The organism is Maritimibacter sp. HL-12 (assembly GCF_900177545.1).
Taxonomy (GTDB): Bacteria; Pseudomonadota; Alphaproteobacteria; order Rhodobacterales; family Rhodobacteraceae; genus Sinisalibacter.
On the sequence record NZ_FXBQ01000001.1, the window covers coordinates 671,145 to 696,748 of the forward strand.

A 25,604-nucleotide genomic window follows, 5' to 3' on the forward strand; every position below is an offset into this window, starting at 1 on the left:
GTCAGTCCATCAGCCCGAGCAGGCGGGCGGCGTTGTTCTTGAGGATGTCGGGGCGCAACTCGTCCTTGATGTCGATGGTCTCGAAGGCGGCGAGCCATTTCTCGGGTGAGATCATCGGCCAGTCGGAGCCGAACAGCACCTTCTTCTTCAGGATCGAGTTGGCGTATTTGACAAGGATCGGCGGGAAATACTTCGGGCTCCAGCCCGAAAGGTCGATATAGACGTTGGGCTTGTGCTGGGCCACGCTCAGCGCCTCCTCCTGCCAGGGAAAGCTCGGGTGCGCGGCGATGATCTTGAGGTCGGGGAAGTCCACCGCCACGTCATCGAGATGCATCGGGTTGGAGTATTTCAGCCGCATTCCGTTGCCGCCGGGCATGCCCGACCCAACGCCGGTTTGCCCGGTGTGGAACAGCGCGATGGCACCCTCGTCCTCGATCGCTTCGTAGAGCGCATAGGCCATGCGATCATTGGGGTAAAAGCCCTGCATCGTGGGGTGAAACTTGAAGCCCTTGATGCCGAAATCCCGCACCAGCCGCCGCGCCTCGCGCACCCCGATCTTGCCCTTCCACGGGTCGATCGAGGCGAAGGGGATGAGCACGTCATCGTTCTGCGCCGCCAGCTCGGCCACCTCCTCGTTGCGGTAACGCCGGTAGCCGGTTTCGCGCTCGGCATCGACCGGGAAGATCACCGCGGCGATGTTCTGCGCGCGGTAATGCGCGGCGGTTTCCTGCACCGTGGGCGGATGCTCCCAAGGCGCGCCGAAATACGTCGCCATGGTGCTTTGCAGCTCGTCATAGCCATCGTCGGTGTGGCAACCGCAGGGCTCCTCGGCGTGGGTGTGAATGTCGATCGCGCGGATCTTGTCGAGGTCGATCATGATACCCTCATCAATACGGCCATGGCGGAATCGCCGGCGGCGCAGCCCTGGAACAACCCGATGCCGCCGCCGCGGATTTCCAGCTCCTCGATCATCTCGATCATGCCGCGCAACCCGGTGGGGCCTTGCGGGTGACCCCAAACGAGGGAGGAGCCGTAGTTGTTCATTGTGCGCCAGTCGAGGCCGAAGGCGCGGGCGAAGGCGATATCGTTCACCGCGAAGGGGTTGTGCGACTTGATCGTGGTGACATCGGACATCGAAAGCCCGGCGCGCTCCAGAACGCGGCGCGTGGCGAGGATCGGTGCCGCGGGCATGAAGCCCTTGTCTTCGCGCGCCTGTGCCACCGCGAGCACCTCGATGGAGGGGCCGCTGCCCGCGATCTCGGCGGCGCGGCCCGCGCTGTCGGTGACGATCATCCCGGCATTGCCGTCGGCGGGGTGGGTCTGGCCGGCGAAGGTGACGCTGCCGCCCTCGCGAACCGGGGCGAGGGCCGCCATCTTTTCCGGGTCGACCGGGTGCACGCCCTGGTCGCCCTCGATGCTGGCCACGGTCTTGCGAAAGCGCGCATCCGGCACGTCGAAGCTGGCTTGCATATAGCGGCGCTGGAAGGCGCGGCCATCGGCCAGCGCGTCGTGGTATTGCGCGTGGCGGTGCAGCACCACCTCGTGCTGCTCGGCGGTGGTGATCCCCTCGCGCCGCGCCACGTTCTCGGCGGTGTCGACCATCGCGCCCTTGGCCCAGGGGTCGTGGTTGAAACTGCCCAGCACCCAGTCTTCCGACTGCCCGGTGCCGCCCGGTCCGGAAGGTGCGGGATAATAGACATGCGCGCCGTTCGAGGTGCGGTCGCCCGAGGCGATCAGCGCGGTTCCGGCGTTGCCCAGCGCGATCTCGCCCAGCACCGCGGACAGCAGGCGCGGGCCGGTGGCGCAGGCCTGGTTCATGGTGGGGCCCGGCAGGCCTTCGGCCCCGATCATCGCGGTGAACCAGGGCGTGGCGTAGAAGGCACCGGGCTGGATCACGGTGAGACCATAGGCGCAATGGTCGATCTGGTCGGGCGCGATCCCGCGTTCGGCCATCGCCTTCTTGGTCACGTGGGCTGCGAACTCGATCGAGTTGAGATGCGCGAAGGCGCTCTGCCAGCGCACGAAGGGCGTGGACCAATAGGCCCCGTAGGGAATGAAACCGGGCATGGCGCGTCCTCAGATCGTGATCGTGGCCGGGTCGGCATCGTCGTAGAGCCGGTCGAGCAGGTTCTTGCGGTGATCGAGCACGCGGCGATAGTTGAGATTGCCCTTGGCGGTCATCTCGCCCGCGCCCATGTCGGGCGGATCGGCCAGCACGAGGGCACGGGCAACATGGGTGGATGAGCCCCGCACCTCCTGCGCACGTTCCGCGAGGCGGCGGCGAATCTCGCTCTTGAGCATCTTGTCGGTGAGCGCTCCCTTGTCGGATTCGAACTTGAACCCCTCATTTTTCATCTCGGCAACGTTGGGGAATATCAAGATTCCGATTTCGCCCCGGTCAGCGCCCGTCACCACGATATCCTGCGCCAGCGGCCCGATGCAGGCGAGCATGTCGAGTCGAAGCTGGGCGGCGCGCACCCATGTGCCGGTGAGCAGCTTGAAGTCTTCCGAGATCCGCCCATCGAACCTCAGCCCCATGTCGGGCACGCCCGGCTCCACGAAGCGCATCGCGTCGCCGGTGAGGAAGAAGCCCTCCTCGTCGAAGGCCTCGGCGGTTTTCTCCGGGTTGTCGAGATAGCCGGTGAAGATGTTCGGCCCCTTCACCCGCACCTCGAAGCGGTCGGGCTCGGTCGCATCCGGGATGAGCTTGACCTCGACCCCGGTCATTGGCACGCCGACGATGCCGGACCGATCGGGTGGCTGGTGCTGGATGATCGCCGCCGGCGCGGTTTCGGTCAGGCCCCAGGACGAGGTGATCAGCGGGATCTCGCCGCGCTCGGCGCGGGCGAGCCTTTCGTATCCGGCCCAGACCTCCTGCGGCAGCGAAGCCCCGGCGTAGAAGATCATGTCGAGTTCCGAGAAGTAGCGGCGGCGCAGCTCGGCGTCGGCTTCGAGCGCCTTCAGCACCCCCGCGAAGCCCACCGGCACGTTGAAGCTCACGGTCGGGGCCACCATCGAGAGGTTCTCGATCGTGCGCCCGATCAGTGCGGGCACCGGCTTGCCATCGTCGATGTAGAGCGTGCCGCCGTTGGCGAGGATCATGTTGAAGTTGTGCGAGCCGCCAAAAACGTGGTTCCACGGCAGCCAGTCGACAATCACCGGCGGGCAGGCCCCGATGAAGGGCAGCGCGTCGCGCAGCTGGGTCTGGTTGGCGCACATCATCCGGTGCGTCGTCGGCACGCCCTTGGGCGCGGAGGTCGAGCCGGAGGTGAGCAGGATCTTCACCACGCTGTCAGGTCCGATCGAGGCGTGCGCGGCATCGACATCCACCGTGACATCGCCCTTCAGGAGTGCCGAGAACGGGGTGACACCGGCGTGAGAACCGGGTCGCGAGGCGATGATCTCGACCCCGTCGAGCGCATCGAGTGCCAGCGCCTCAGCGTAGTGATCGGCATCGACCACGTAGGCCATTTTCGGCTTCACCAACTCGATGGCGTGGCGCAACCGGCCGTGGGCCCCGTGGATCAGCGCGTATTGTTCGGCCACCGGCACCACCGGCACGCCGACGTATTGCCCGGCAAGCGCCAGCAGCCCGTGATCGACGCCGTTGCCCGACATCACCAGGATCGGCGTGTGTTCGTTCAGCCCGCGGGCGACCAGCGTCTCGCCGATTGCCCGCACCTGCTCCAGCGCCTGACCATAGCTCACTTCGTGCCAGCCGGCCCCGTAGCGCTCGGCGAGAAAAGTGCGCAGCGGCGTTTCGGCAGCCCACTTGTGAAGCCAGTCGCCGGTGGTGTTGGCAACCGGGCTCATCTCGTAACCCGACGTGTATATCAGGCTGCCATCGCGGCGTTCTTCCAGCCGCGTTGCGTGAGGGCGATACTTCGCGTTCATCAGTTCCTCCCGGTCTCGGATGCTTCGATCCTGTTCAGACAGGCGATCAGCGTGGTCTCCTCGCTTGCGCCGATCCCTTTCATCATCCGCGCCTCGTGGCCGCGCACCGCTTCCGTCGCGCGGGCGAGAAGCCGTGCCCCCTCGGCGGTAAGGCGCAGCGCATAGGTGCGCCTGTCGGTCGGCACGCGGTCGCGGCTCACCAGATCGCGCCCCTCCAGCTCATCGACGATCACCACGAGGTTGGGGCGCTCGATCGCCAGCGCGGCGGCAAGTTGGGTCTGGCTCAGGCCCGGATTGTCGCCGACGATGGCAAGCGCGGAATAGGTGACCATGCGCAGTCCGAACGGTTCCAGTGTTCGGGTCACATCGGCCTGGATCACCATGAAGGCGCGCTTCATGTTGTAGCCGGTGAATTCGCGCAAGGTCGCGTCGGAGATCGTGGGCGCGGGCGGGGCCGGTTTCAGGGCTGCGTCACGGGCCATGGCTACTCCTCTCATCGAAAACTTGGATCACGCTTCTGAAGGAAGGCTTGCAACCCTTCGAGCGCGTCGGGGCTGGTTTGCGTCAGCGCCGCACAGAGGCTTTCGGTAAACAGCCCGTCGGCCTTCGACATGTCTTCAACCCGGGCGATGGCCTGGATCATGATGTAGTTCGACAGCGGCGCGTTGGAAGCGATCCGGCGGGCGATGTCCTCGGCCATCGCCAGCGCCTCGCCCTCGCCCACGCTGTAATGCGCAAGGCCCAGCGCGAGGCCTTCGGCGGCGTCGTATTTCCGGCCCGTGAGCATCATCTCGATCATCCGGTCGGCCCCGAGGATGCGCCCGACCCGCACGCTCGCGCCGCCGCCGACGAAGATCCCCCGCCGTCCCTCGGGAAGCTGGAAGATCGTCGAGGGTTCGGCAATGCGCACATGGGTGGCGGTGGCCAGTTCCAGCCCGCCGCCGATCACCGCGCCAAACATCGCCGACACCACCGGCAGCCCGCCGAACTGGATCCGGTCCATGCTGGCGTGCCAGCCGCGCGAATGGCGCATCGTGCCTTCGGCATCACGCGCGACGTGCTCGGAAAGATCGAGACCGGAGCAAAAGTGCCCCGCCGTGCCGGTAAGCACCACCGCCTTCACGCCCGCAGGCGGCGCGGAGAAGAACCCGTCGAGCGCCGCCAGCAAGTCGTCGGACATGGCGTTGCGCTTGTCGGGCCGGTTCATCGTCAGCGTCGCGATGCCGTCATCGGAAAGCGCAATCTTGAGGATTCCGTCTGCCATCTGTGGTGTCGCTCCGCTTTCCGAGATCATTTTAAGTAACTATAATTATAACTCATATCTATTTGGCGTGCCAACGCTACCCGGCCCCTCCTGCACGGTCAGTACAGGAGGAACAGGGTGATCGCGGGGAACAGGATCAGAATGGCGACGCGGATGATGTCGGAGGTGATGAAATAGAGCACCCCCTTGTAGGTTTCGATGATCGGCGTCGACCGGTCCATCGCGTTGATAATGAACAGGATCATCCCCACCGGCGGGGTGATCAGGCCAACCTCGACGACAATCAGCACGATTATGCCAAACCACAGCGCGGTGTATTCCACGCCGATCGCGTTGGCCCGCGCCTCGGTGAACCGCACCCCAATTTCGGCCGCAAGTTGACGCGGCACCTCAACCCCTTGGGCAAGCAATGCCTTGATCTCGTCCAGGACCTCCGGCGCGACGCCCTCGCCCGCGCCAGCCTTGATCGCCTCACGGATCATGTCGTGCTGCATCGACACGAAATCCACCAGCCCGAAATCGAGCACCGAAATGATCGGGTAGAAGATCGGGATGGTCAGAAGGATCATTGACAGGCTGTCCATCAAGCAGCCGAGCAGGAGATAGAACACGAGGATGATGATGAGCACGGTCCAGGGGCTGAAGCCCTGCTCCACCACCCATCCCGCCGCCGTTTGCGGCACTTGCGTGACCGCGAGAAAGCCGTTGTAGAAGGCCGCGCCGAGCACGATGAAGAAGATCATCGCCGTCGAGCGCGCGGTGGCGGTGAAGGAGCCGAGCAATTCCTTGAAGTTGAGCCCCTTGTTGGCGAAGGCGATCAGCCCGGTGCCGAGCGCCCCCACGGCGGCGCCCTCGGTGGGCGTGAACAGCCCGCCGTAGATGCCGCCCACCACGAGAGCGAAGACCAGCAGAACCGGCCAGACGTTCAGCAGGGCGACGAAACGCTCGCTGTAGGGCACCGGCGGGCGGACGCCCGCGCTATCGGGATTGAGACGGACATAGATCGAGATGGTGAGGATGTAGCCCAGCGCCGCCAGCAGGCCGGGGATGATCGCCACGAGGAAGAGCTTGGCGATGTTCTGCTCGGCGAGGATGGCATAGATCACCAGCACCACCGAGGGCGGGATGAGGATGCCCAGCGTGCCGCCGGCGGCGAGCGTGGCGGTGGAGAACCCGCCCGAGTAGCCGTATTTGCGCAGTTCGGGCAGCGCGGTGCGGCCCATGGTGGCCGCCGTCGCCAGCGAGGAGCCGCAGATCGCCCCGAAGCCCGCGCAGGCACCGATCGCGGCCATGGCCACACCGCCCTTGCGGTGCCCGAGCCAGCCCTCGGCCGCCCGGAACAGCGCCTGGCTCATGCCGCCGATGGTGGCGAAATGGCCCATCAGCAGGAACAGCGGCACGATCGAGAGCGAATAGGACGCGAAGGTGGTGTAGGGTTCGGTTTTCAGTTTGGCGAGGGCGGTGGAGAAGCCATCGTTGACAACGCCAAGGCCGAGAAAGCCCGCGAGGAACATGGCCAGCCCGATCGGCACCCGCAGGAAGATCGCCAGCATCAGGAGCGGGAAAGACCACAGTCCGATTTCGATATTACTCAATGTTCCGCTCCCTCACCGACAGGCGCGATCTTGCGGCCGGTCGCCAGTTCGGCAATGCGCGCGAGCGCGAGATAAATGGATACCACCGCCGCAAGTGCGGCGCCGACAAGGCTGGCGGCATAGCCCCACCAGATCGGCACTTGCAGAAGGAAGGTGGTCTGGCCACGGTTGAACTTGTCCTGCGTGCCCTCCCAAAGCTGCATCGCGATGAAGATCAACACGATGGCAAAGACGGTGTCGATCACGGCCGTGAGCACACGGTCACCGCGCTCGGGCAGCCAGGAGGTGAAAATATCGACGGTGGCATGCGCCCCGGTGATCTGGGCGAGGGGCAGGAAGGAGAAGATCGCGAAGGCGATGCCAGCCTCGACAAGCTCGTAATCGCCGTTGACCGGGCCGAGCTTGATCGGACCCCAGAGGCCCGGCACCTGAACGCCCAGCATCCAATCGGCGAAGCCTTTGGCGAAGCCTTGAAAGAAGTCATTGTGCAGCAGGGCGTTGAGTTCACGCCCGAGGATCGAAATCACAACGATCCCCACGAGGGCGCTCAGCACGAAACCCCCGGCGATGGCCATGTATCTCGACACTCCGAGAAAGAAGCGATGCATGATCTGCCCCCCGGCGGTCACCCCGCCATCCTTGACATTGGAGTGCGCGCGGCGGAGCTTCTGCCCGCCGCGCGCCCGACGCTTATTTTGCGCCGTAGGTGTCGATGCTGGCCATGTCGGCAGCACATTCGGCCATCAGCGACCGGGCCTGGTCAATCAGGGCCTGGCCGTCCTTGCCAAGCGCGTCCATCTCCTCGACCCACTCGGCGTAGATCGGGTTGACGATCGCATCCCACACCTTGGCTTCTTCCTCCGAGACGGTGATGATGTTGTTGCCAAGATCAACGGCAACCTGGCGCGCCGGGCCATCCGCATCGGCCTGCGTGCCACCGGCAAAAACCGAGAACTCGAGGCCGGAGTTGGCGTCGATCACAGCCTTGTTCTCATCCGAGAGGTTCTCGTACACGTCCTTGTTCATCGCCAGAACGAAGGTGAGGTTGTAGAGCGCGGGGCCCTCGAACTCGGTGTGGTTGGTCACCAGCTCCGGAACCTTCAGCGAGTAGGTGACTTCCCACGGAATGGTGGTGCCGTCGATCACGCCCTTCGACAGGCCCTCGGACACCGCCGGAACCGGCATCCCCACCGGGGTGGCACCGACGCGCTCGAGCAGCTTGTTCACCGAGGTCGAGCCGCCGCGGATCTTCATGCCCTGGAGGTCTTCGGGTTTGGTCACCGGCTCGTTGGTATGGAACAGGCCAGGGCCGTGCACCCAGGTGCCGACGATTTTCAGATCGGAGAATTCGCCGTCCTTCATGTGCTCGTCGAACATCTTGTTGTAGGCGCAGGACGCCGCGCGGGCATCTTCCACCATGAAGGGCAGTTCGAACACCTCGGTGGTGCGGAAGCGGCCCGGGGTGTAGCCGTTCACGGTCCAGACCACGTCGGCGATCCCGTCGATCGCCTGGTCCATCAGCTCGGGCGGCGTGCCGCCCAGCGCCATCGCGGCGTAACGCTCGACCTTGATGCGGCCTTCGGAGTCTTTCTCGACGTTGTCGGCCCAGACATCGAGCACCAGCTTCGGCACATTGGCCTGCGCGGGCAGGAACTGGTGCAGCTTGAGTGTCACCTCCTGCGCCATGGCCGAACCGGCGGTCAGCGCCGACAGCGCCACACCAGCGGCGAGTCCGAGAATCGTTTTGCGTTTGGTCATTGGTTTTCCTCCCTGGTAACCAAGCTTATTGGCATTATAGTGCGCTATTTGCCATATATTGCCGCTTTCTTCCACCGGAATCTCCCCATTCCAGCAAAAATCTGCGGCGCAACGACGCAACTATCTGGATGGTATTGTTATTCCGCATAACAGTTCTTTGCAATACCTAATGGTGCGGGGGGATCGGCTTTCACAGGCGCGTTGGCGTTCAGCGCATCCTTACTCCGCCACGGAATGCCGCTCGGATCAAGACTTTTCTCGACTCTGCGGTCGGTTTTGTAGATTCACGCCCGGCCCCGCCGGGTCAGCCCGGATCGTTCGGAGCCAATCCGTCGGTCATGACCTCGCCGATACCACGTGCCTTGAGGCCACGAACAACCTGCGGATCGTTGTTCGTATGCGGCCAGCTCAAAACGCCGGTCTCTTCCAAGGCCCGGAGCGCGAGCCCACCGCGCGCGTCCGGCTCGGGCGGGGAAAGACCGTTGAGGTCCATGTGACGCAGCCACAACAGAACATCGTCGTCATCGCCAGCGTAGCGGTACAGCGCCCAGATCACCTCGTCGAAACCGAGCGCGCGGGCCAGAGGATAATCCTCCGGCTGGTAAATCTGAACCACAAAGCGGTCGACAAGGTCGGGATAACGGGCAGCGATCACCTTCAGGGCCGTCGGCGTATCTCCCTTCACATCGGGAACGACCCGTTTGCCCGGTGTCTGCCTGGGCCAGTCGGCGAGGCTTTCGAGCGTGCAGTTGCGAAAACGCGCGGTCTCGCGACATGGGCCTCGAGGGCCTCAAGGCTCATCGCGCTGGCGATCATGCCAGTTTCGTCCCGGGAGACCGCCGCGCCCTCCCCGTCTGCACCGCGCGTGCATTGATCCGCCCGCCTGCCCGTGGACCCCTCATGACCTTTCCCCTCCCCCCACCAAAGATGCGAATGGACAGGGGCGCGCGCACTGCCCGATCGTCGCAGCACCGGCTTTTTCGATTGCCTCGCGCCTTGACAGGCGTAAGACTCGTTCCAAGGTTCAGCCACCGAAGGAACGTCTGCGGATGAATGGCCTTGAAAGATTTTTCGCTTGTCTCCTGCTCGCCGTCAGCCTGCCCTTGGCGGCGTCGGCTCAGGAAGCCCCGCGCGGGCTCCTGTCGATCACCTTCGACGACGCCAGCCGCTCGCAATACAAGCACGGGCTGCGGATCGCCAAGGATTACGACATCGTCGGCACGCTCTTCGTGATCACCAGCGAGGCCGACGGAAGCCAGCGCGATCCGAATTCCTGGTTCATGAACTGGCGCGAGGTTCGCGCCTTTCGCGCTGCCGGCTGGGAAATCGGCTCGCACAGCGATACCCACCCCCACCTCACGCAATTGCCGACCGCCGATATCATTCGCGAACTGGACGTTTCCCGCGAAGCCATCGAGGCTTATGTTGGCGTTCGGCCCGTCTCCTTCGCCTCGCCCTATGGCGACCACGACGCCAGAACGGTCGGCCTTGTCACCGAGCGTTTCAGCAATCACCTGCTTGCCTGGGGCGGCACGGAAGGCCGCAACCACCCGGCAACCACCGATCGGGCGATGATCTCGCGCATGAACGTGAATTGGAACACGCCACCGGAACACTACTGCGCCGAGATCCGCGCCGCCGCCGCGAACGGTATCTGGCTGGTGCTGATGTTCCATCAGATCGTTGAATCTGATCCCGAGCCCTACACGCTGGCCCTCAACGATTTCGAGGAAATCATGAGCTGCGCCGCCGAGGCGCGCGATGCAGGCGCGATCAGGATCGAAACGGTGCGCGACGCCATGGCGCTGATCTCCCGGCGCTGAGCGGGCGCGGTCATCCACGGTTGCGCAGCTGGTGCGCGATGGCGCTCAGGATCACCCCGTTGGTGTTGATGTCGGTATAGCCCGGCATGGCCTCGCCGCTGCCGGTGAAAACGCCGATCGAGAACCCCAATCCCTCGATACGGGCCTTCTCGCGGATGAGATCCACCAGCCGCCGGGTGTAGGGATGCGGGTAATGCGCGGCCCAGAGATAGGCCGCCTTGGCGCTGATCACCTCGACCTTCGCGCGGAAGCCATCGGTGTCATAGGCCGGGTCGGGGTTGGCCGCCATGATCACCCAGCCCTGTTCTCCCGGCAAATCGATGCGCAGCCCCTGGTAGGTGAACCAAGGTGCCTCGTGCAGCGAAATCTCGGAAACGCACTTGAGCCGGCCGGTCGTCTCGAACGAGGTAAGCTGGGCGTCGAACAGCAACTCGCTCAGGCAATGCGAGGCTTCGGAATGGCCCAACTCGGTCGCTTCGAGCAGCAGCGGTTCGGTCGTGTAATGGCCGATGAACGCCACGCTGTGCAGAAGGCTCATGCAAAAATCGGGGCCGTCACCGCTGTCGGGTTCCGGATAGGGCGAGGCAACCTCGATCCCCCAACCGGCAAGGCCCCGGCGCACATAGGGCGTGCAATGGCTCTGGAAGGCTTCGACCCAACCGCCGCCCTTGTGATCGAAAGGGCGGTCGTCGCGGAGCGTCGCGGCGATGTCCCAGCTTTCGAAGAGCTTGCTGGCATAGGCCTCCGAAACAAGCCCGGCGTCACGGGCCGAGGCCAGCGCGATGAGCATCCGCGCCGTGTCGCAGAGATCGAAGCCCCGGCGCAATGCCTCGCCGCTGTCGGTCGAAAGGAACAATGGCGGCAGCCGCAGCCCGTCGATTGTCTGCACCGGGACATGGTCGAAGATCGCTTCGATCTGCGCGCCGGCCTCAACGGTATCGACCAGCCCGATCTCGCGGGCCGCGATGATGCCCTGCACCTGGCTGCCCAGATCCCAGAGCGTTGCCTGTTGAAAGGCGATCAGGCCGGAATCGGATTTCTGGACGGTGCCCGCGCCCATGCCGGTCTTTTCGTTGGAATGCCGCGCGAAATAGCGCCAGGCCAGCGCGGCATCATCTTGCAGCTTTTCGCGCTCCACCGCCGCCAGCCGTCCGGTTTGCGGCGGATCGCTGTGCCGGCGCAGGCGCGCGGACTGGAAACGCGCGAGGATTGGGGTTGGTGCCACGAGGTGTTCGGCAAGGTCGACGACCGGGAAGAACCGCACCGTCCCCCCGTCGCGCAGGCGGGCAAGAGCAAGCGCCAAAGCAGCGCGATCAAGTTCGGTGGGGACGTCCCCGGCGGTCACCAGAAGCGCGTGATCGGACGACGCAACAGGCGCATCGGGGCCGAGGCGCGCAAGGTCGCTTCCGCGCAGGAGCGGGATCCAGAGCCGGGCGTCTGACCCGAGATAGGGGCCCGTCGCAGCGCCCTCCTCGAAGAGAACGATACGCGCCGGGTCCGCCTCGGAGACGCCGGCCCCGTTCATCTCCACGACGCAGGGAGGGATGACCGCGTCCGCCGCGAGCGCCGTTCCGTCGGCAACGCAATGGGCCGATGCCGACGCGCCTGCACCCTGCGTATCGTCGCGCAGGAGCGTATAGGGCAACCCGTTGCGATCCAGCTCGCCGATCAGGCCGGCGATCACCCCGCCGGTTTGCAGATCGCTCTCGCTCTCGGGCTTGAGCACGATCGCGAGGCCGGCCGGGGGCTGCGCACTGAGTCTCAGCACCAGATCGATCGGCCGCGTGCAGCGCCGGACCCCGCGATCCATCGCGACCCGCAGCCGCGAGGCGACGCCTTCAAATCCTGCCAGCAGTTCGGCATCCGGCCCTGCCCCGATCGGCACGCGCAAGGCGAGAAGTCCGCCCCCGGCGGCCTGCAGCAGGGTCTCGACACGGGTGATCGCCGTCGCGACACCGGATTGCAGGTCCAACTCGATCCCGCCGGAATAGACGATCTGCTGCCGCCCGATGCTCGACAGCCGGGCGGCCTCGCCCTCGCCATCGCCCCCGAGCGCCAGCAGCGCATGGAAGCCGGCCGAGCGGAAAGCCGGGAAATCCACCCCGTCGCCGGTGCCACGGACAAAGACCGAGGGCACCACCAAGGGGTCCCCCTCCGGTGCGCCGACCTCGGCCAGGTCGCTCAGACGCCGGCGCAAGGTGCCCGCCGCCAGCATCTGGAAATAGCGCGCGCTCGCCGCCCCGGGCGCGTATCCCGCCACCAGTTCGACAAGGCCCGGCTCTCGCCGCGCCAGATCGGCGGCGGTCTCCATCGCGGGCGACAGCGGGGCGTCACCCTCCAGCACGAGGCACAACGGGATCGCGTTTGAAATGAAGACCTCGGCCACCGCCGCGAGGCTCTCCGGCGCGGTCTTCGGCCCGATGCCGGTCAGGCAGAGCACGAGATTATCGGGCGCCCCCTGAGCGAAGGCGAAGCGGAGAGTCGCGGCCCCCAGCGGCACGGCAGCCAGACCGGCTCGCAGAAGGTTTCGGCGTGTAGGCATGATGCGGCACGTCCTTGCAGTGCGGGAGAAGCCCGCCCCTGTTTCAATACCTAGCAACCCGGAACCAGCCAACCAAGCGGCCCTACGCCGCCGGAACTTCCTTGATGGCAACCTTCACGCGCTCTTGATGCACGTGGACCGCACCCGTCCGCCTGAGCTTGTTCCAGCCATAGAGTCTTCCGGTCACAGCGCGCGCCAGCGCCCGCAGCGCGGCAACCATCAAGAGCTGGCGATAGCCGAGGCGGGTAAGCGGCACGAGAGCCACGAGGCGAAGATCGCGGCGACGGTCGAGCAGGAACGCGGCGAGGGCCGTGACCACGTCGACCAGCACGAGACCAAGGATGCTCCCGATCAGGACGAGCTGCATGATGTCGATGCCGGAAAAGCCGTTGGTGGCGAGAAAAAAGCCCGCGCGCACCAGATACAGGGCACCGAGCACGTAGACCAGCGGCGACAGCAGGAAGGTGATGAACCCCACCCAGATCGCGTCAACGATCGAGATCAGGCCGACGCTGCGCCCCTCGGCAAGCGCACCGCGGTGCTTCCAGGAGGTTTGCAGCATGCCGAGCGACCAGCGGATTCTCTGCCGCATCAGCGCGCCCACCCGTTCGGGCGCTTCGGTGTAGGCGAGTGCCTTTTCCTCGAACCGCACGAGATAGCCCGCCCGGTGCACGGCGACGGTCAGATCGGCGTCTTCCGTGATCGTGCTCGGCGAGTAGAGGCCGGCCTGGCGCACCGCCTCGGTCCGCCAGGCCCCGATCGCGCCGGGAACAACGAGGATGCCGTTGAAAACCTCGAAGGCGCGACGCGCGAGACCCTGGCCGACGATGTACTCGAGTGCCTGGAACCGGGTCAGCAGGTTTGAGGGATTGCCAACCTCGACGTATCCCGCCACCGCGCCGACCCGCGGATCCTTGAACTGCTGCACGAGCCACGAGATCGCATCCGGCGCAATCACCGTATCGGCATCGACGCCAATGAAGATCGGCGTCTCGATCGTGGCGATCGCGTAGTTCTCGGCGTGCCACTTGCCCTGGTTTTCTTCCGTCAGCAGCGTTACGCGCGGATCACCGGCCCAGTTCCTCTGAACCATCTCGACGGTGTGATCGGTGGAACCGTCGTCGATGACCACGATGCGCAGATCCGGATAATCGGAAGCGAGCAGGGAGTCCACGCAGCGCACGATCACGCTTTCCTCGTTGAAAGCCGGAACCAGAATGCTGACGAGCGGTGTGAAACCGGGATCGAAGGTCACCTTTCGGCGGCGCAGGAAGGCCAGCGAGATATAGAACGCCGACCGGATCAGGTTGAAGGCGAGCAGGAGAACCAGCAGCAGCGCCACCTTGCCCTGCAGCGATCCGATCACCGCGAAGGCGAAGGTATCGCGCAGGGCTTCGGCACGCTCTGCCGGAAGGGAGTCGAGGCGGTTATCGCCGCCCGCAAGCTCCGACAGGCCGACGAAGCGAAACCCGTCGTCCTGAAGGGCGTCGAGCAGGGCCGGCACCCAGCGCCCGGCGCCAACGTTTTGGTGGCTGTCGAGGTTGATGCTGAGAAGACTCATCCCGGTTTCAATGGTGGCCCGGCGTACCGTGTCGGCCAACTCGCCCGGATCGTCCGCGCGCACGACATCGAGCCCGACATCCACCGCAACGTAGCCATCCGCGAGCGCCTCCCGGAGCAAGGCGAGATCGTGCACCGTCTCCGGCGCGGCAAGGCGGCCCGAGCGTTCGCGGATGAAGGCGCTGCGCTGACCGGTTTCATGGGCGAGTTGCATCTGCATCTGGTTGAGCCCGAAGCGCCGCAGGCCATCGACGAACAGATCGTAGTCGAAAAGCCGCACGACCGTCGTGCCGAAGCCATGCCCTTGCTCGAAAACCCGGCGTGCAGCGTCGGGCCGATCGAGCAACTGGCCGGTCGACACGAAGAATGTCGCCGTGACGTTGCGCGCCTTCAGTGCGTCCAGCAACCCGGGCAGATCATCTTCCGAAGGGAAGCCGTTGAACGTGATCGAGAGATCCCCGAGCTGGCCGGCGCAGTGACGGTCGAGCCGCGTTGGCACCGGCAGCCGGCTATAGGTGACTTGCGTGATCCGGTCGCGGTTTTCGCTCAGGACCAGCGCGCGGCGCCCCGCCCGCGACGGCGTGGCCTCGGTGACGAAAGCACCGTTGCCCAACGCTGCGACCTGATCGGCGAGGCTGACAGGACCATCGAGCGGTGCAGGCCCCGCGGGCGCGCCCCGGCCCTGATCGAGCAGCGCCCAGACCGCCGGGTCCTCATAGCCCAGCGGCCAGATTGCGAACCGGTTCTGCCCGGGCAAGGCCCGCATCGCGTGATAGGTGGCGACCCCATCGGCCAGCCAGATCTGGTTATGGCGCCGGTCGGCATCGATAAAACTCGCCTGCGAATTGCCCGCCGTCTCGGAAAACAGAACCTGAGCGCCATGTTGATCGGCAAGCAACATGGTGTCGGCGTAAGACACCATCGAGGACGCGCGCACCCCGCTGCGCCACAGCAAGCCGAACGACCCCGGGGCCAGAACCAGCTTCTCCCGGGGGATTGCCGCCAGCGCGGACCCCGGACCGGTGTCGAGGCGGGCGAGCGGAGCGGGCGCCGCGGGCTGGCTGGCGATCTCGAAGGTTTGCACGACCGCGTGATCGAGGCCCGCGACCACCTCCCTGTCGCGCCAGAAATCCGCCTCCGGTCCGGCAATCAGGCAGATCTCGTGCCCCGGCACGGCGGCGCGCGCAGACCAGGCCGCCACCAACCGCCGTGCGGCCTGATCGGTCAGGTCCGCGTGAGCGGACAGATCGAGACAGGCGCCATCGGCGCCGATCCCTTCGGCGGCTTCGATGAGCCGCGAGGCCAGCGTATCCGCCCCGTCCGCAACCAAGAGGCGATCGGACAGGCCGGATGCCGTGTTCGCGGGTTCCGGGGTAACAACCGCGAAGCTCGGTGGAAGGTGGTCCACGTCAAGCAGGTTTTTCAGCGTCCCGGCGGATCGCAGGTCGGGCAAAAGGTCGATCGAGCCGTCTTCGCGCAAGGTCATCGCCTCGAACAAGAGCGCGTCGATCGCGTCGCAGCGCACCCGAAACGCGGCTTGGCCCTTGCGATCGTCCGCCTTCAGAAACGCGAATACCTCCGCTCCCGTGCTTTCACCGCGCGGCTTGCCGCAGCGGTCCTCGGCCAGGTGCAGGCTAGGCGCAACGCGGCGCAGGTCATCTGGTCGCGTTGCAGTGTCTTCCGCCGCTTGCGGGGCAGGTTCCCCGACAAGGCCTGCCACGGGTTCGAGAGTCACCACGCGCCACAGGTAATCCAGCGCCAGGAACGTGAGAACCAACGAAAGGAGAGTGGAAACCAGAACGACGAACAACCGCCGATGCCCGGAAGAATCTTCGAATACCCTGTCCTGTCGATCAGGCAACACCCGCTGTATCGGCGGTCCTTCCTGCTCCGGCTGCGTCATGGCCAATACCCGCTCGTCACCGCGGGGCCAGTCTGGACGCGCACGGCCATGGACGGGCGGCGCGCCAAGAACAGGGATTCTCGTGGATCATGCTAAACGCTCTTTCAGGGCGCTGACCAGCCAGTTTCATCACAGGCGATTTTCAATTCCGGAACTCGAACCACCTATGAAATGGTGACGAAACGAACGCGATCAAGCCTGTCGGTTCGATGCGGGCGCGCGGCTTTCCTCTTCGACGGGTCGGATATCCAATCCGTTGCCGCGGCATGGCCGGCACAACGCAACCAAACGGCCGTGATCCGCTGGCGGGAGCCACAACCCCAGGGTGATTCATGAAGACCTGGGATGGTCACGCCGTGTCGGCACGACCGATCGGCAGAAGCGCTCTCGACAATCCCGGATCGCGACTGACGCGCACGCTCAGTTGATCTGGTCCCGTGACGAAATCCGCCGACCGATGCGACATTTTGGCAAGAACCTGCCGAAATACCCGGGATATGGCGTGCCGGGCTGATTTTGCTTTTTTTTGGTCTCGTTCCCGTCAAAGTTATCACCCACTCAGGTCTCGTGACGAAACTTGCGAGGTCCAAGATCAGCAAGAACAAGAACCACTACAGGAAAACACACATGCTAAAAACCATCCTCGCCCGCCTGCTTGGCGGGGCCCGGTCGCATCCTACCCTGATACCCTCGCCCACCGCCGACGCAAGCGCAAAGCGCGCGCCGCGCATGGTCCGCCCGAAGGTTTTCGGCTTTTTGATGGCCGCCGCCCTTCATCTGCTCCCGACCGCGTCGACCGCTCAGGCGACGGTCACCTGCGAGGGCGAGTGGCAGCGCGCGCGCCTCACCAACTACGAGAGCTACCCGGATCCCGGGAGCGAGGAGTGCACCAAGTACAATGGCTGCAAATGGCAGGGTTCGTTCGCAGGGGTCAACGGCAAGAAGTCGGAGAGCTGGGTCGCGCAACGCAACATCGCGGCTGTCCATCAGAAGCACTGGAACCAATTCCGGGGAAAGATGCTTCGGTTGCGCCAAGGCGGCCGTGAAATCGTCGTCCAGGTCCTCGACCTTTGCTCCGACAGCGATTGCAACGGGTGCTGCACGAACAACCTCGGCGGCGACGGCTATCTCATCGATATCGAGAAATACACGATGTCGCGGTTCGGCAGCGGATCAGGCGTGGTGGACTTCCAGGTCTGTGGCTGACCGGCACCGCCCGGCCCGATCGCCCGGCCCGGGTATTGGACCTGCGCAGACCACCGAGCGCAAGGCGGGCGGCGTCTTGATGCCGCCCGCAGGCAGACCGGCGACCGCCCCACCGAGACCTATACAAACCTCAACACCAACGCGGTGATCCTTCAGTCGATTGCCCGGCTACTCGGCCGGTGAGGCATCGTGATCGGGGGGCGCGGGAAACAGCCGCGCCACCCGGCGCCCGAGGCCGTCTGTATAGGTCAGCAGCACCGGCACCACCACCAGCGTGAGCAGCGACGACGAGATCAGCCCACCGATCACCGCGTGGGCCATCGAGGTGTTCTGCCCGGTGCCGCCATGCAGGTTGAGCGCAAGCGGCAGCATGCCGAAGATCATCGCCAGCGTTGTCATCACGATAGGGCGAAACCGGGTGCGCCCGGCGAGCACGAGCGCGTCGTAGAGGTTTTCGCCTTCGCGCACGTGCTGGTTGGCGTTGTCGACCAGCAGGATCGCGTTTTTCGTCACCAGCCCCATCAGCATGATGAAACCGATGATCGAGAAGATGTTCAGCGTCGAGCCGAAGGCGAGCAGGCCCAGCGCAACGCCGATCAGCGCCAGCGGCAGCGACGACATGATCGCGAAGGGTTGCAGGAACGAGCCGAACTGCGAGGCGAGCACGAGGTAGATGAAAATCACCGCCAGCGCCAGCGCCGCCGCGGCGGCCATCATCGAATCGGCAAGCTGCTCGGTCTCGCCGCCGGTGCCGAGGCGGTAGCCGAGCGGCAGATCGAGGCTCGCCTTGGCCTCCTCCAGCGCGGCGTTGACGTCGCCCAGCGCGACGCCATCAAGACTCGCCGTCACCCGCACCGCGCGGTCGCGGTCCTGCCGGTTGATCTCGCCGGGGCCCTGCGAGGGCACGATCTCGGCCACCTGGTCGAGCCGGATCACCCCGCCGCGCGATTGCGCGAGCGGCAGAGCGCCGAGCACGCTGGCGTCGGAGCGAGCGCTTTCGGGCAGCCGCAGCACCACGTCGAGGGTTTCGCCCTGAGGCGATGTCCACTCCGAGACGGTCTGACCGCCGAGCATGGGCTTGAGCGTGTCGCCCACGAGCTGGAGCGAAACGCCGAGATCGGACGCGGCCTCGCGGTCGATCCGGATGCCAAGCGTGGGTTGCGGGTCGTCGAGCGTGGTCGATACGTCGGCCAGCCCCGGGATCGCTTCGAGCCGCGCCTTGAGGTCGGCCGCAAGACGTTCGAGCACCCCGAGATCGCTGCCGTAGATCCGCAGTTCCACCGGCTGGCCCGCGGGCCCCATGCCGTTCGAGGCACCGACGATGAAATCGGCCCCGCCCACGGATTGCAGCACCTCGCGCGCCACCCCGGTCAGAACACCGGGACTGCGGTCGCGCTCGCTTTCAGGCACCAGAATGGCGATGATCGTGGCGTTGTTGTCGCCGCTGGTGGTGCCGGAGTTCACCGTGGCATAGGTGCCTTCGATCTCGGGGATCTCCCGGCGCAGCAGCGCATCGACCTGGGCGATCTTCTCGGCGGTGCGCGAAAGCGAGGTCCCCACCGGCAGCGACAGATCGACCTGGAACTCCCCGGTGTCGGCGGCCGGCACGAACTCGGCCCCCACCTTGGTGAAAATCCCGATCCCGCCCGCGAAGGCGAGGAAAGCGACGAGGATCGTCGTTTTGCGGAACTTCAGCGCCCGCCGCAGCAGCCCGCCATAGCGCTCACCGAGCCAGACGAAGAAATCGTCGAACCGCGCCACCGCCCGCCCGACCGGACCGCGCTTGGCTTTCGGGTCGATCGACGGATCATACCAGACCGACGAGAGCATCGGATCGAGGGTGAAGGAGACAAACAGCGAGATCAGCACGGCCACCGACACGGTGACGCCGAACTGCAGGAAGAAGCGCCCGAGAATCCCCTCCATGAAGGCCACCGGCAGGAAGACGGCGACGATGGAAAGCGTCGTGGCGAGCACCGCGAGACCGATCTCGTTGGTGCCTTCCAGCGCCGCGCGCATGTGGCTCTTGCCCATGTGCAGATGGCGCATGATGTTTTCGCGCACCACGATGGCATCGTCGATCAGGATGCCGATCGCGAGGGAAAGCGCCATCAGGCTCATCATGTTGAGGGTGAAGCCGAGAAAATAGATCGCCGTCATCGTGCCGATGATCGAGATCGGCAGCGTCAGCCCGGTGATGACGGTGGACCGCCACGAGTTCAGGAACAGGAACACGATGAAGGTGGCGAGAACCGCGCCTTCCAAGATCATGTTCTGGACCGAGTGGAAGCTGTCGGTCACCGGCTTGGCGTTGTCGCGCAGGATTTCGATCTTGATATCGGCGAAGGCGTCGTCGGCCTGCATCGCCGCAACCTCTTCAAGCACGGCTTCCGCCACGGCAACGGTGTTGGCACCTTGGGTTTTCACCACGTCGATCGCCAGCGCGTGATCGCCGTTGAGCATCGCAAGCGAGGTGGACTCGGCCAGCCGCTCCTCGATATCGGCGATATCGCCCAGCCGGATCGGCTGGCCGGCGCGGCGGGTGACGATGATATCCCCGAAATCGCGGATCGTGGCGAGCCGTCCCTCGACCTGTACCGAGGTGGTGGCCCCGTCGCCGGTGATCGCGCCTGCGGGCAGATCCTGGTTCTCAGCCGCCACCGCGCCGAGCGCCTCGGCGACGCCGACCGAAAGCGCCGTGAGGCGGTCGGGGTCGATGTCGATCTGCACTTCGGCAGACCGCCCGCCGACAACGGAGGCCCGGCCAACGCCCCGGATGTTGGCAAGCCGCTTGGCAATCACGTCTTCGGTGAGCCGGGTCAGCTCGCCGACGCCGATCTCGTCGGAACTGATTCCTACCGACATCACCGGGAGTTCGCCCGGATCGAAGCGCAGGATCTGAGGGTCGCCCGCGTTGTCGGGCAGCAAACCCTGGATCTGGGCGACCTTGTCGCGCACCTCCTGCGCGGCGTCGGAGGATTTCACCTCGAGATCGAAGATGATCAGCACCAGCGACGAGCCGGTGCGGGCGACGGATTCGATACTGTCGATCCCCGCCAGCGTCGCGACGCTGTCTTCGATCGGCTTGACGATGTCATTCTCCACCGCTTCCGGCGTCGCACCGGGGTAGGAAGTGACGACCGCGACCACCGGAAAATCGACATCGGGCAGTTGCTCGATCGGCAGCCGCATGTAGGAAAAGGCCCCGATCACCACCATGGCGATCATCACCATGGTGGCAAAAACCGGCTGCGCCACCGAGATCCGGGTCAGGATCATTGTCCCGCCCCCAGGAGCTCGACCTTGTCACCGGCCCGTAGCGCGGGCATCGGCTCGCTCACCACCACCTCGCCCGGTGCGAGGCCCGAGACGATCTCGACCAGCGCGCCCGCGTCCCAGGTGCGGCCCGGTTCGACCGCCCGGCGCTCGGCGGTGCCGGTCTCGATCACCAGCACATGCGCGCCCTCGGCGTCGCGTCGCAGCGCCCCCACCGGCAAGCCGATGGCCCCTTCGTGCGCCTCGAGCACGATCTGCCCGGAGGCAAACATGCCACCGCGCAACTCGCCCGAGGTATTCGCGAGCGAGATGTAAACCGGCAGCATCCGACTGCCCTCGATCGCCATCGGACTCAGCCGTTCGACCTGGCCGCGAAACACCCGCTCGCCAAAGCCCTCGACCCTGATATCGACGGCAAGCCCCGCGGTGAGCACCGGCGCGAATGCCACCGGCGCGGTGGCCTCCACCTCGAGCGCGGTGAGATCGACGAGCGTGACCAGCGGCGTGCCCGTGGCGGCGAACTGGCCGGGATCGACGGAGCGCTCCGAGATCACCCCGTCGAAGGGCGCGACAACTGTCGCCCGGTCGCGTCCGCGCTCGGCATTGGCCACCAGCGTTTCCTGCGCCGCCAGCGTGGCGGTGAGCTGATCGAGCGTGGAGCGGGCCCGGTCGAGCGCGTTCTGTGGCTGGAGGCCACGTTCCACCAGGCTCTGCGTGCGCTCGAAATCGGTGCGCGCCTGTTCCAGTTGCACCCGCGTGGCCTCGGCATTGGCCCGGGCCTGGGCAAGCTGGCTGTCGAGCGCCTCGGGATCGAACCTCACCAGCACGTCGCCTTTTGCCACCGCATCGCCTGCCCGCACCATCACCGTCTCGACCCGGGCCGAAACCTCCGACGACAGATGCGCCCGGCGCACCGGCGTGAGCGAACCGGTAATGCGCAAGGATTCGGTGAGCGTGGCGGGGGCAACCTCGGTCACCTCGAAGGGCGCAAGTTGCACGATGGCCGCCCGCGCCGCGCGAGCCTCGGCCTCTGCCAGCACCGCGGCCTCGGCCGCCTCACGGTCTGCCTGCATCTCGGCCAGCGTGCCGCTCTGCACGAACCATCCCGCCCCGCCGGCGATCAGCAGTAGCACCAGCACCAACCATGGCCAGCGACGCCGCCGCTTCGGCGCGAGGCCTTGCGCGATCCGCTCGGCAGCGGCGCGCTCGCGCTGGTTCATCGCCCAGTCGGGCTTGGTGATTTCCTTGTTCATCGGGTGTCTTCCCTGTCGGTTGCGGCGAGGCCGGCGTCCTCGGCCAGCTTTTCGGTCCAGGCATCGATGAAATCGGCGGTCTTGCGGTGAAAGTCGGCGAAACGGCTCACCCGCTCGCGCGCACCGGCATGGCTCTCGGGAAAGCCCGCGCTGATTTCCGTCATCTTGTCGGCATGGTCGCGGAATCGGTCGCCAAGCGCGCGGATCACCGCGAGGTTGGGAAAGTCGAGCGCTTCGTAGGCGTCCTGCCGCTGGCCCACCGGCGAGACCCGGCGCACCGACCCCTTGAGGACGAGCAGCCGCGCATTGGTGCTGGCCGAGGCCTTCGAGATCTTCAGCGCCTCGGTCATCTGCGCCAGCGTGCGCGGCTCGCCCTCGACGATAAGATAGCCGAGGATCTGGCCAGCGATCCGCGGCCCACCTTCGGACTGGGCCATCAGGCCCATCTGTTCAATGAAGTCTTCGGTTGGCGATGTCATGCGCGGCGACATAGGCGATGCGTTCGGGATGTTCAATAAGGACTGAACGATTTGAACAAACTTCCCTCACGTCAGCGTCCGAGAGTCACCTTGGCGCGGGGTCCGGGGCGCGTTATCCCTCCGGGACCGACAAGAAGGCGCGCGCCCATGCAAGCAATGCCCCTGCCCCTCACCCGCGACCTCGTGCTCATCGGCGGTGGCCATGCCCATGCGCTGGTGCTGCGCATGTGGGGCATGAAGCCGCTCGAAGGCACCCGGGTCACGTTGATCAACCCCGGCCCGACCGCGCCCTATTCAGGCATGTTGCCGGGCCATGTCGCGGGGCATTACGGCCGCGAGGCCCTCGATATCGACCTTGTGCAGCTTGCCCGATTCGCCGGTGCGCGGTTGGTGATCGGCACCGCCACGCGGATCGATCCGGCGGCAAAAACCATCACCGTCGAAGGCCACGGCGAAATCGGCTACGATGTTGCCTCGCTCGACGTCGGCATTCACACCGAGATGCCCGATCTGCCCGGCTTCGCCGAGCATGGCACCGCGGCCAAGCCGCTCGACAGCTACGCCGCACGCTGGCGCGCCTTCCTCGCCCGCGCCACTGCCGGCGAGGTCGCACCCGAGGTGGCGGTAATCGGTGGCGGCGTGGCCGGGGTGGAACTGGCGCTGGCGATGGCCCATGCCCTGCGCCGCGACGTGGGCGGCGCGGCGCGGGTGAGCGTGATCGAGGCAGCGCCCGAAATCACCGGGCGCAACCCCGGCACGACGCTGCGCCTGCAAGCCGCGCTCGACGATCTCGGCCTGTCGGTGCACACCGGCGCGCAGGTGGAGCGGGTGGAGGCCGATGGCGTTTATCTGGACGGGGGCGATCACGTGCGGTCGCATTTCACCGTCGGCGTGGCCGGGGCGATGGCGCATCCCTGGGTCGCGCAAAGCCCGCTGCCGGTCACCGATGACGGTTTTGTCCGGGTCGACAGCCACCTGCGGGTGGAAGGCCACCGGGATTTGTTCGCGGTGGGCGATTGCGCCCACATGACCCACGCGCCGCGCCCCAAGGCCGGGGTCTATGCCGTGCGCTCCGGCCCGGTGCTGCTCGACAACCTGCGTGCCGTGCTCTCGGGCGGGAAAACCCGTGCCTATCGCCCGCAGGGCGACTACCTCAAGCTGGTCTCGCTCGGCGGCAAGGTGGCGCTCGCGGAGAAATGGGGGCAGACGATCTCCGGCCCGCTGCTCTGGCGCTGGAAGGACCATATCGACCGCAAATTCATGCGGATGTTCCATGACTTGCCGCGGATGGCACCGCCGCCGCTGCCCCGCCCGGTGACCGAGGGCGTGGCCGGGGAACTCAAGGGCGCGCACAAGCCGCTCTGCGCGGGCTGCGGCTCCAAGGTGGGACCGGGCACGCTCGGCGCGGCGCTCGCGGGCCTGCCCGCGCTCGGGCGGCCCGACGTGCTGACCGGACCCGGCGACGATGCCGCGGTGCTCGCGATCGGCGGCGCGCGGCAGGTCGTCACCACCGACCACCTGCGCGCCTTCACCGCCGACCCGGCGCTGCTCGCCCGGATCGCCGCCATTCACGCGCTGGGCGATATCTGGGCGATGGGCGCGAAACCGCAGGCGGCACTGGCGAGTGTGATCCTGCCGCGCATGTCCGAACCCTTGCAGGCACGCAGCATGGCAGAGATCATGCGCGCCGCGCATGAGGTGTTCATCGCAGAGGGCGCGGAGATCGTCGGCGGGCATTCCACCATGGGCGCGGAGATGACGCTGGGCTTCACCGTCACCGGGCTTCTCGAAGGTGCGCCGATCACCAACGCGGGCGCGCGACCGGGCGATGCGCTGATCCTCACACGTCCACTCGGCAGCGGCACGATCCTTGCCGCCGAGATGCTGGCCGCGGCCAACGGGCGGCACGTCGCCGGGATGCTGAAGGCGATGGCCCGCCCGCAGGGCGACGCGGCCGAGCTCCTCGCCGGGGCGCATGCAATGACCGATGTGACCGGCTTCGGCCTTGCCGGGCACCTGATGGCGATCTGCCGGGCCTCGGGCGTGGCCGCGGAGATCGAGCTCGACGCGCTGCCGCTCTACCCCGGCGCCCTGGAACTGGCTCAGGCCGGGCACCGCTCGTCGATCTGGGAGGCCAACCGCGCCGCCGCGCCGGTGGAAGGCGGTGCCGGGGCGCGCGCGGCGCTGTTGCACGATCCGCAGACCGCGGGCGGGCTGCTGGCCGCCGTCGATGCGGGTGCAGCGGAAGACCTGGTTGAAGCGCTGATCGCAGCGGGCCACCGCGCGGCCCTGATCGGACGCGTGGAAGACGGCGCGCCGACGATTCGCTGCCGCTAGGCCGACACCGCTCCGAAAATGAAAACGCGGGCCCGGGGGCCCGCGTTGATCCTGCCGAAACGATCGCGACGATCACTCTTCGCTTTCGCCGATCACTTCGGTTTCGATCTCTTCGTCGGTCTCTTCGTCCGAGCCGCGCAGACCCGAAGGTGCCGAGATGTTGGCGATCACGAAATCGCGGTCGATCGTCGGTTTCGCGCCCGCCGGCAGGGTGACGTCGGAGATATGGATGACGTCGCCCACATCGCGCCCAGCGAGGTCGACCACGATCTTTTCCGGGATATCGCCCGCGACGACGTTGAGTTCGACTTCCGGGCGCACCACCACGAGAACGCCACCCTTCTTGATGCCGGGGGCGGTCTCTTCGTTCTCGAACTCGACGTGGATGAACAGGTTGATCCGCGTGGTCCGGTGCAGGCGCATGAAATCGACGTGCGTCGGCAGGTCTTTCACAACGTCGCGCTGAACGCTGCGGCAGATCACGCGCACGTCGTCGTGGCCATCGACCTTGAGGTTGAGCAGCGTCGAGAGGAAACGGCCTTCCTTGAGGCGTTTCAACAGGACGTTGAAGGGAATGTCGATCGGGAGCGGATCGCTGCCGCCGCCGTATACGATGCCCGGTACGTTGCCTGTGCGGCGAGAATGACGAGCGGCCCCCTTGCCTGTCCCCGTCCGTACCGTGGCGTGGAAATCAGGGATTTCACGAGCCATGGG

18 protein-coding genes are annotated in these 25,604 nt (G+C 66.0%); 3 read left to right on the plus strand and 15 right to left on the minus strand.

Annotated elements, in window-relative coordinates:
- Position 1 precedes the first annotated feature (1 nt).
- The 9 genes from B9Y97_RS03515 to B9Y97_RS03555 all read right to left on the minus strand — a co-directional run bounded on the left by B9Y97_RS03515 (position 2) and on the right by B9Y97_RS03555 (position 9,196).
- Positions 2-877 carry an amidohydrolase family protein gene (locus tag B9Y97_RS03515; protein ID WP_085525457.1) on the minus strand — a complete coding sequence of 292 codons (876 nt, stop codon included), beginning with the start codon at positions 875-877 and terminating at the stop codon, positions 2-4.
- Positions 874-2,067, minus strand: coding sequence for a thiolase family protein (locus tag B9Y97_RS03520; RefSeq protein ID WP_085525458.1), 1,194 nt, complete (start codon positions 2,065-2,067; stop codon positions 874-876). Before B9Y97_RS03520 ends, B9Y97_RS03515 begins: the two co-directional genes overlap by 4 nt.
- Before the next feature lie 9 nt (positions 2,068-2,076).
- On the minus strand, positions 2,077-3,894 hold the full coding sequence (locus tag B9Y97_RS03525; RefSeq protein ID WP_085525459.1) for a feruloyl-CoA synthase: 1,818 nt from the start codon (positions 3,892-3,894) through the stop codon (positions 2,077-2,079).
- Positions 3,894-4,376 (minus strand): MarR family winged helix-turn-helix transcriptional regulator, encoded by a 483-nt coding sequence (locus B9Y97_RS03530; RefSeq protein WP_085525460.1) that lies wholly within the window; start codon positions 4,374-4,376, stop codon positions 3,894-3,896. Before B9Y97_RS03530 ends, B9Y97_RS03525 begins: the two co-directional genes overlap by 1 nt.
- 11 nt (positions 4,377-4,387) lie before the next feature.
- Positions 4,388-5,158, minus strand: coding sequence for a crotonase/enoyl-CoA hydratase family protein (locus tag B9Y97_RS03535; RefSeq protein ID WP_085525461.1), 771 nt, complete (start codon positions 5,156-5,158; stop codon positions 4,388-4,390).
- Positions 5,159-5,256: 98 nt separating this feature from the next.
- Positions 5,257-6,753 carry a TRAP transporter large permease gene (locus B9Y97_RS03540; protein WP_085525462.1) on the minus strand — a complete coding sequence of 499 codons (1,497 nt, stop codon included), beginning with the start codon at positions 6,751-6,753 and terminating at the stop codon, positions 5,257-5,259.
- Positions 6,750-7,328, minus strand: coding sequence for a TRAP transporter small permease (locus B9Y97_RS03545; protein ID WP_254900839.1), 579 nt, complete (start codon positions 7,326-7,328; stop codon positions 6,750-6,752). Before B9Y97_RS03545 ends, B9Y97_RS03540 begins: the two co-directional genes overlap by 4 nt.
- A 115-nt stretch (positions 7,329-7,443) precedes the next feature.
- A complete protein-coding gene (locus B9Y97_RS03550; protein ID WP_085525463.1) occupies positions 7,444-8,511 on the minus strand; it encodes a TRAP transporter substrate-binding protein in 1,068 nt (355 codons plus the stop codon).
- 304 nt (positions 8,512-8,815) lie between these two features.
- Positions 8,816-9,196 (minus strand): PI-PLC domain-containing protein, encoded by a 381-nt coding sequence (locus B9Y97_RS03555; protein WP_085525464.1) that lies wholly within the window; start codon positions 9,194-9,196, stop codon positions 8,816-8,818.
- Between the two features lie 364 nt (positions 9,197-9,560).
- On the opposite strand from B9Y97_RS03555, the gene B9Y97_RS03560 reads away from it, so the two are divergent.
- The gene (locus B9Y97_RS03560; protein ID WP_085525465.1) at positions 9,561-10,334 is read left to right on the plus strand and encodes a polysaccharide deacetylase family protein; all 774 of its coding nucleotides are present in this window, start codon (positions 9,561-9,563) and stop codon (positions 10,332-10,334) included.
- Positions 10,335-10,344: 10 nt separating this feature from the next.
- On the opposite strand, the gene B9Y97_RS03565 is transcribed toward B9Y97_RS03560, so the two are convergent.
- Both B9Y97_RS03565 and B9Y97_RS03570 read right to left on the minus strand, forming a co-directional pair.
- Positions 10,345-12,876: a DUF3131 domain-containing protein gene (locus B9Y97_RS03565; RefSeq protein ID WP_139828217.1), complete on the minus strand. Its 2,532-nt coding sequence runs from the start codon at positions 12,874-12,876 to the stop codon at positions 10,345-10,347.
- An 82-nt stretch (positions 12,877-12,958) separates the two neighbouring features.
- Complete coding sequence (locus tag B9Y97_RS03570; RefSeq protein WP_176224284.1) at positions 12,959-16,213, minus strand: glycosyltransferase; 3,255 nt, start codon at positions 16,211-16,213, stop codon at positions 12,959-12,961.
- Positions 16,214-16,966: 753 nt separating this feature from the next.
- On the opposite strand from B9Y97_RS03570, the gene B9Y97_RS03575 reads away from it, so the two are divergent.
- Positions 16,967-17,545 (plus strand): hypothetical protein, encoded by a 579-nt coding sequence (locus B9Y97_RS03575; protein ID WP_139828219.1) that lies wholly within the window; start codon positions 16,967-16,969, stop codon positions 17,543-17,545.
- A gap of 168 nt (positions 17,546-17,713) precedes the next feature.
- Here B9Y97_RS03575 and B9Y97_RS03580 read toward each other — a convergent pair whose 3' ends face one another.
- The 3 genes from B9Y97_RS03580 to B9Y97_RS03590 are packed head-to-tail and all read right to left on the minus strand — an operon-like array spanning position 17,714 to position 22,553.
- Positions 17,714-20,824 (minus strand): efflux RND transporter permease subunit, encoded by a 3,111-nt coding sequence (locus B9Y97_RS03580; protein ID WP_085525469.1) that lies wholly within the window; start codon positions 20,822-20,824, stop codon positions 17,714-17,716.
- A complete protein-coding gene (locus B9Y97_RS03585; RefSeq protein WP_085525470.1) occupies positions 20,821-22,074 on the minus strand; it encodes an efflux RND transporter periplasmic adaptor subunit in 1,254 nt (417 codons plus the stop codon). Before B9Y97_RS03585 ends, B9Y97_RS03580 begins: the two co-directional genes overlap by 4 nt.
- Positions 22,071-22,553, minus strand: coding sequence for a GbsR/MarR family transcriptional regulator (locus B9Y97_RS03590; protein ID WP_085528080.1), 483 nt, complete (start codon positions 22,551-22,553; stop codon positions 22,071-22,073). The genes B9Y97_RS03585 and B9Y97_RS03590 overlap by 4 nt, the downstream gene beginning before the upstream one ends.
- Before the next feature lie 147 nt (positions 22,554-22,700).
- Between B9Y97_RS03590 and selD the strand changes: the two genes are divergently transcribed.
- Positions 22,701-24,890 carry a selenide, water dikinase SelD gene (gene selD / locus B9Y97_RS03595; RefSeq protein ID WP_085525471.1) on the plus strand — a complete coding sequence of 730 codons (2,190 nt, stop codon included), beginning with the start codon at positions 22,701-22,703 and terminating at the stop codon, positions 24,888-24,890.
- A gap of 72 nt (positions 24,891-24,962) precedes the next feature.
- Here the strand turns inward: selD and B9Y97_RS03600 are convergent, their stop codons facing one another.
- On the minus strand, positions 24,963-25,601 hold the full coding sequence (locus B9Y97_RS03600; protein WP_085525472.1) for a 50S ribosomal protein L25/general stress protein Ctc: 639 nt from the start codon (positions 25,599-25,601) through the stop codon (positions 24,963-24,965).
- Positions 25,602-25,604 lie beyond the last annotated feature (3 nt).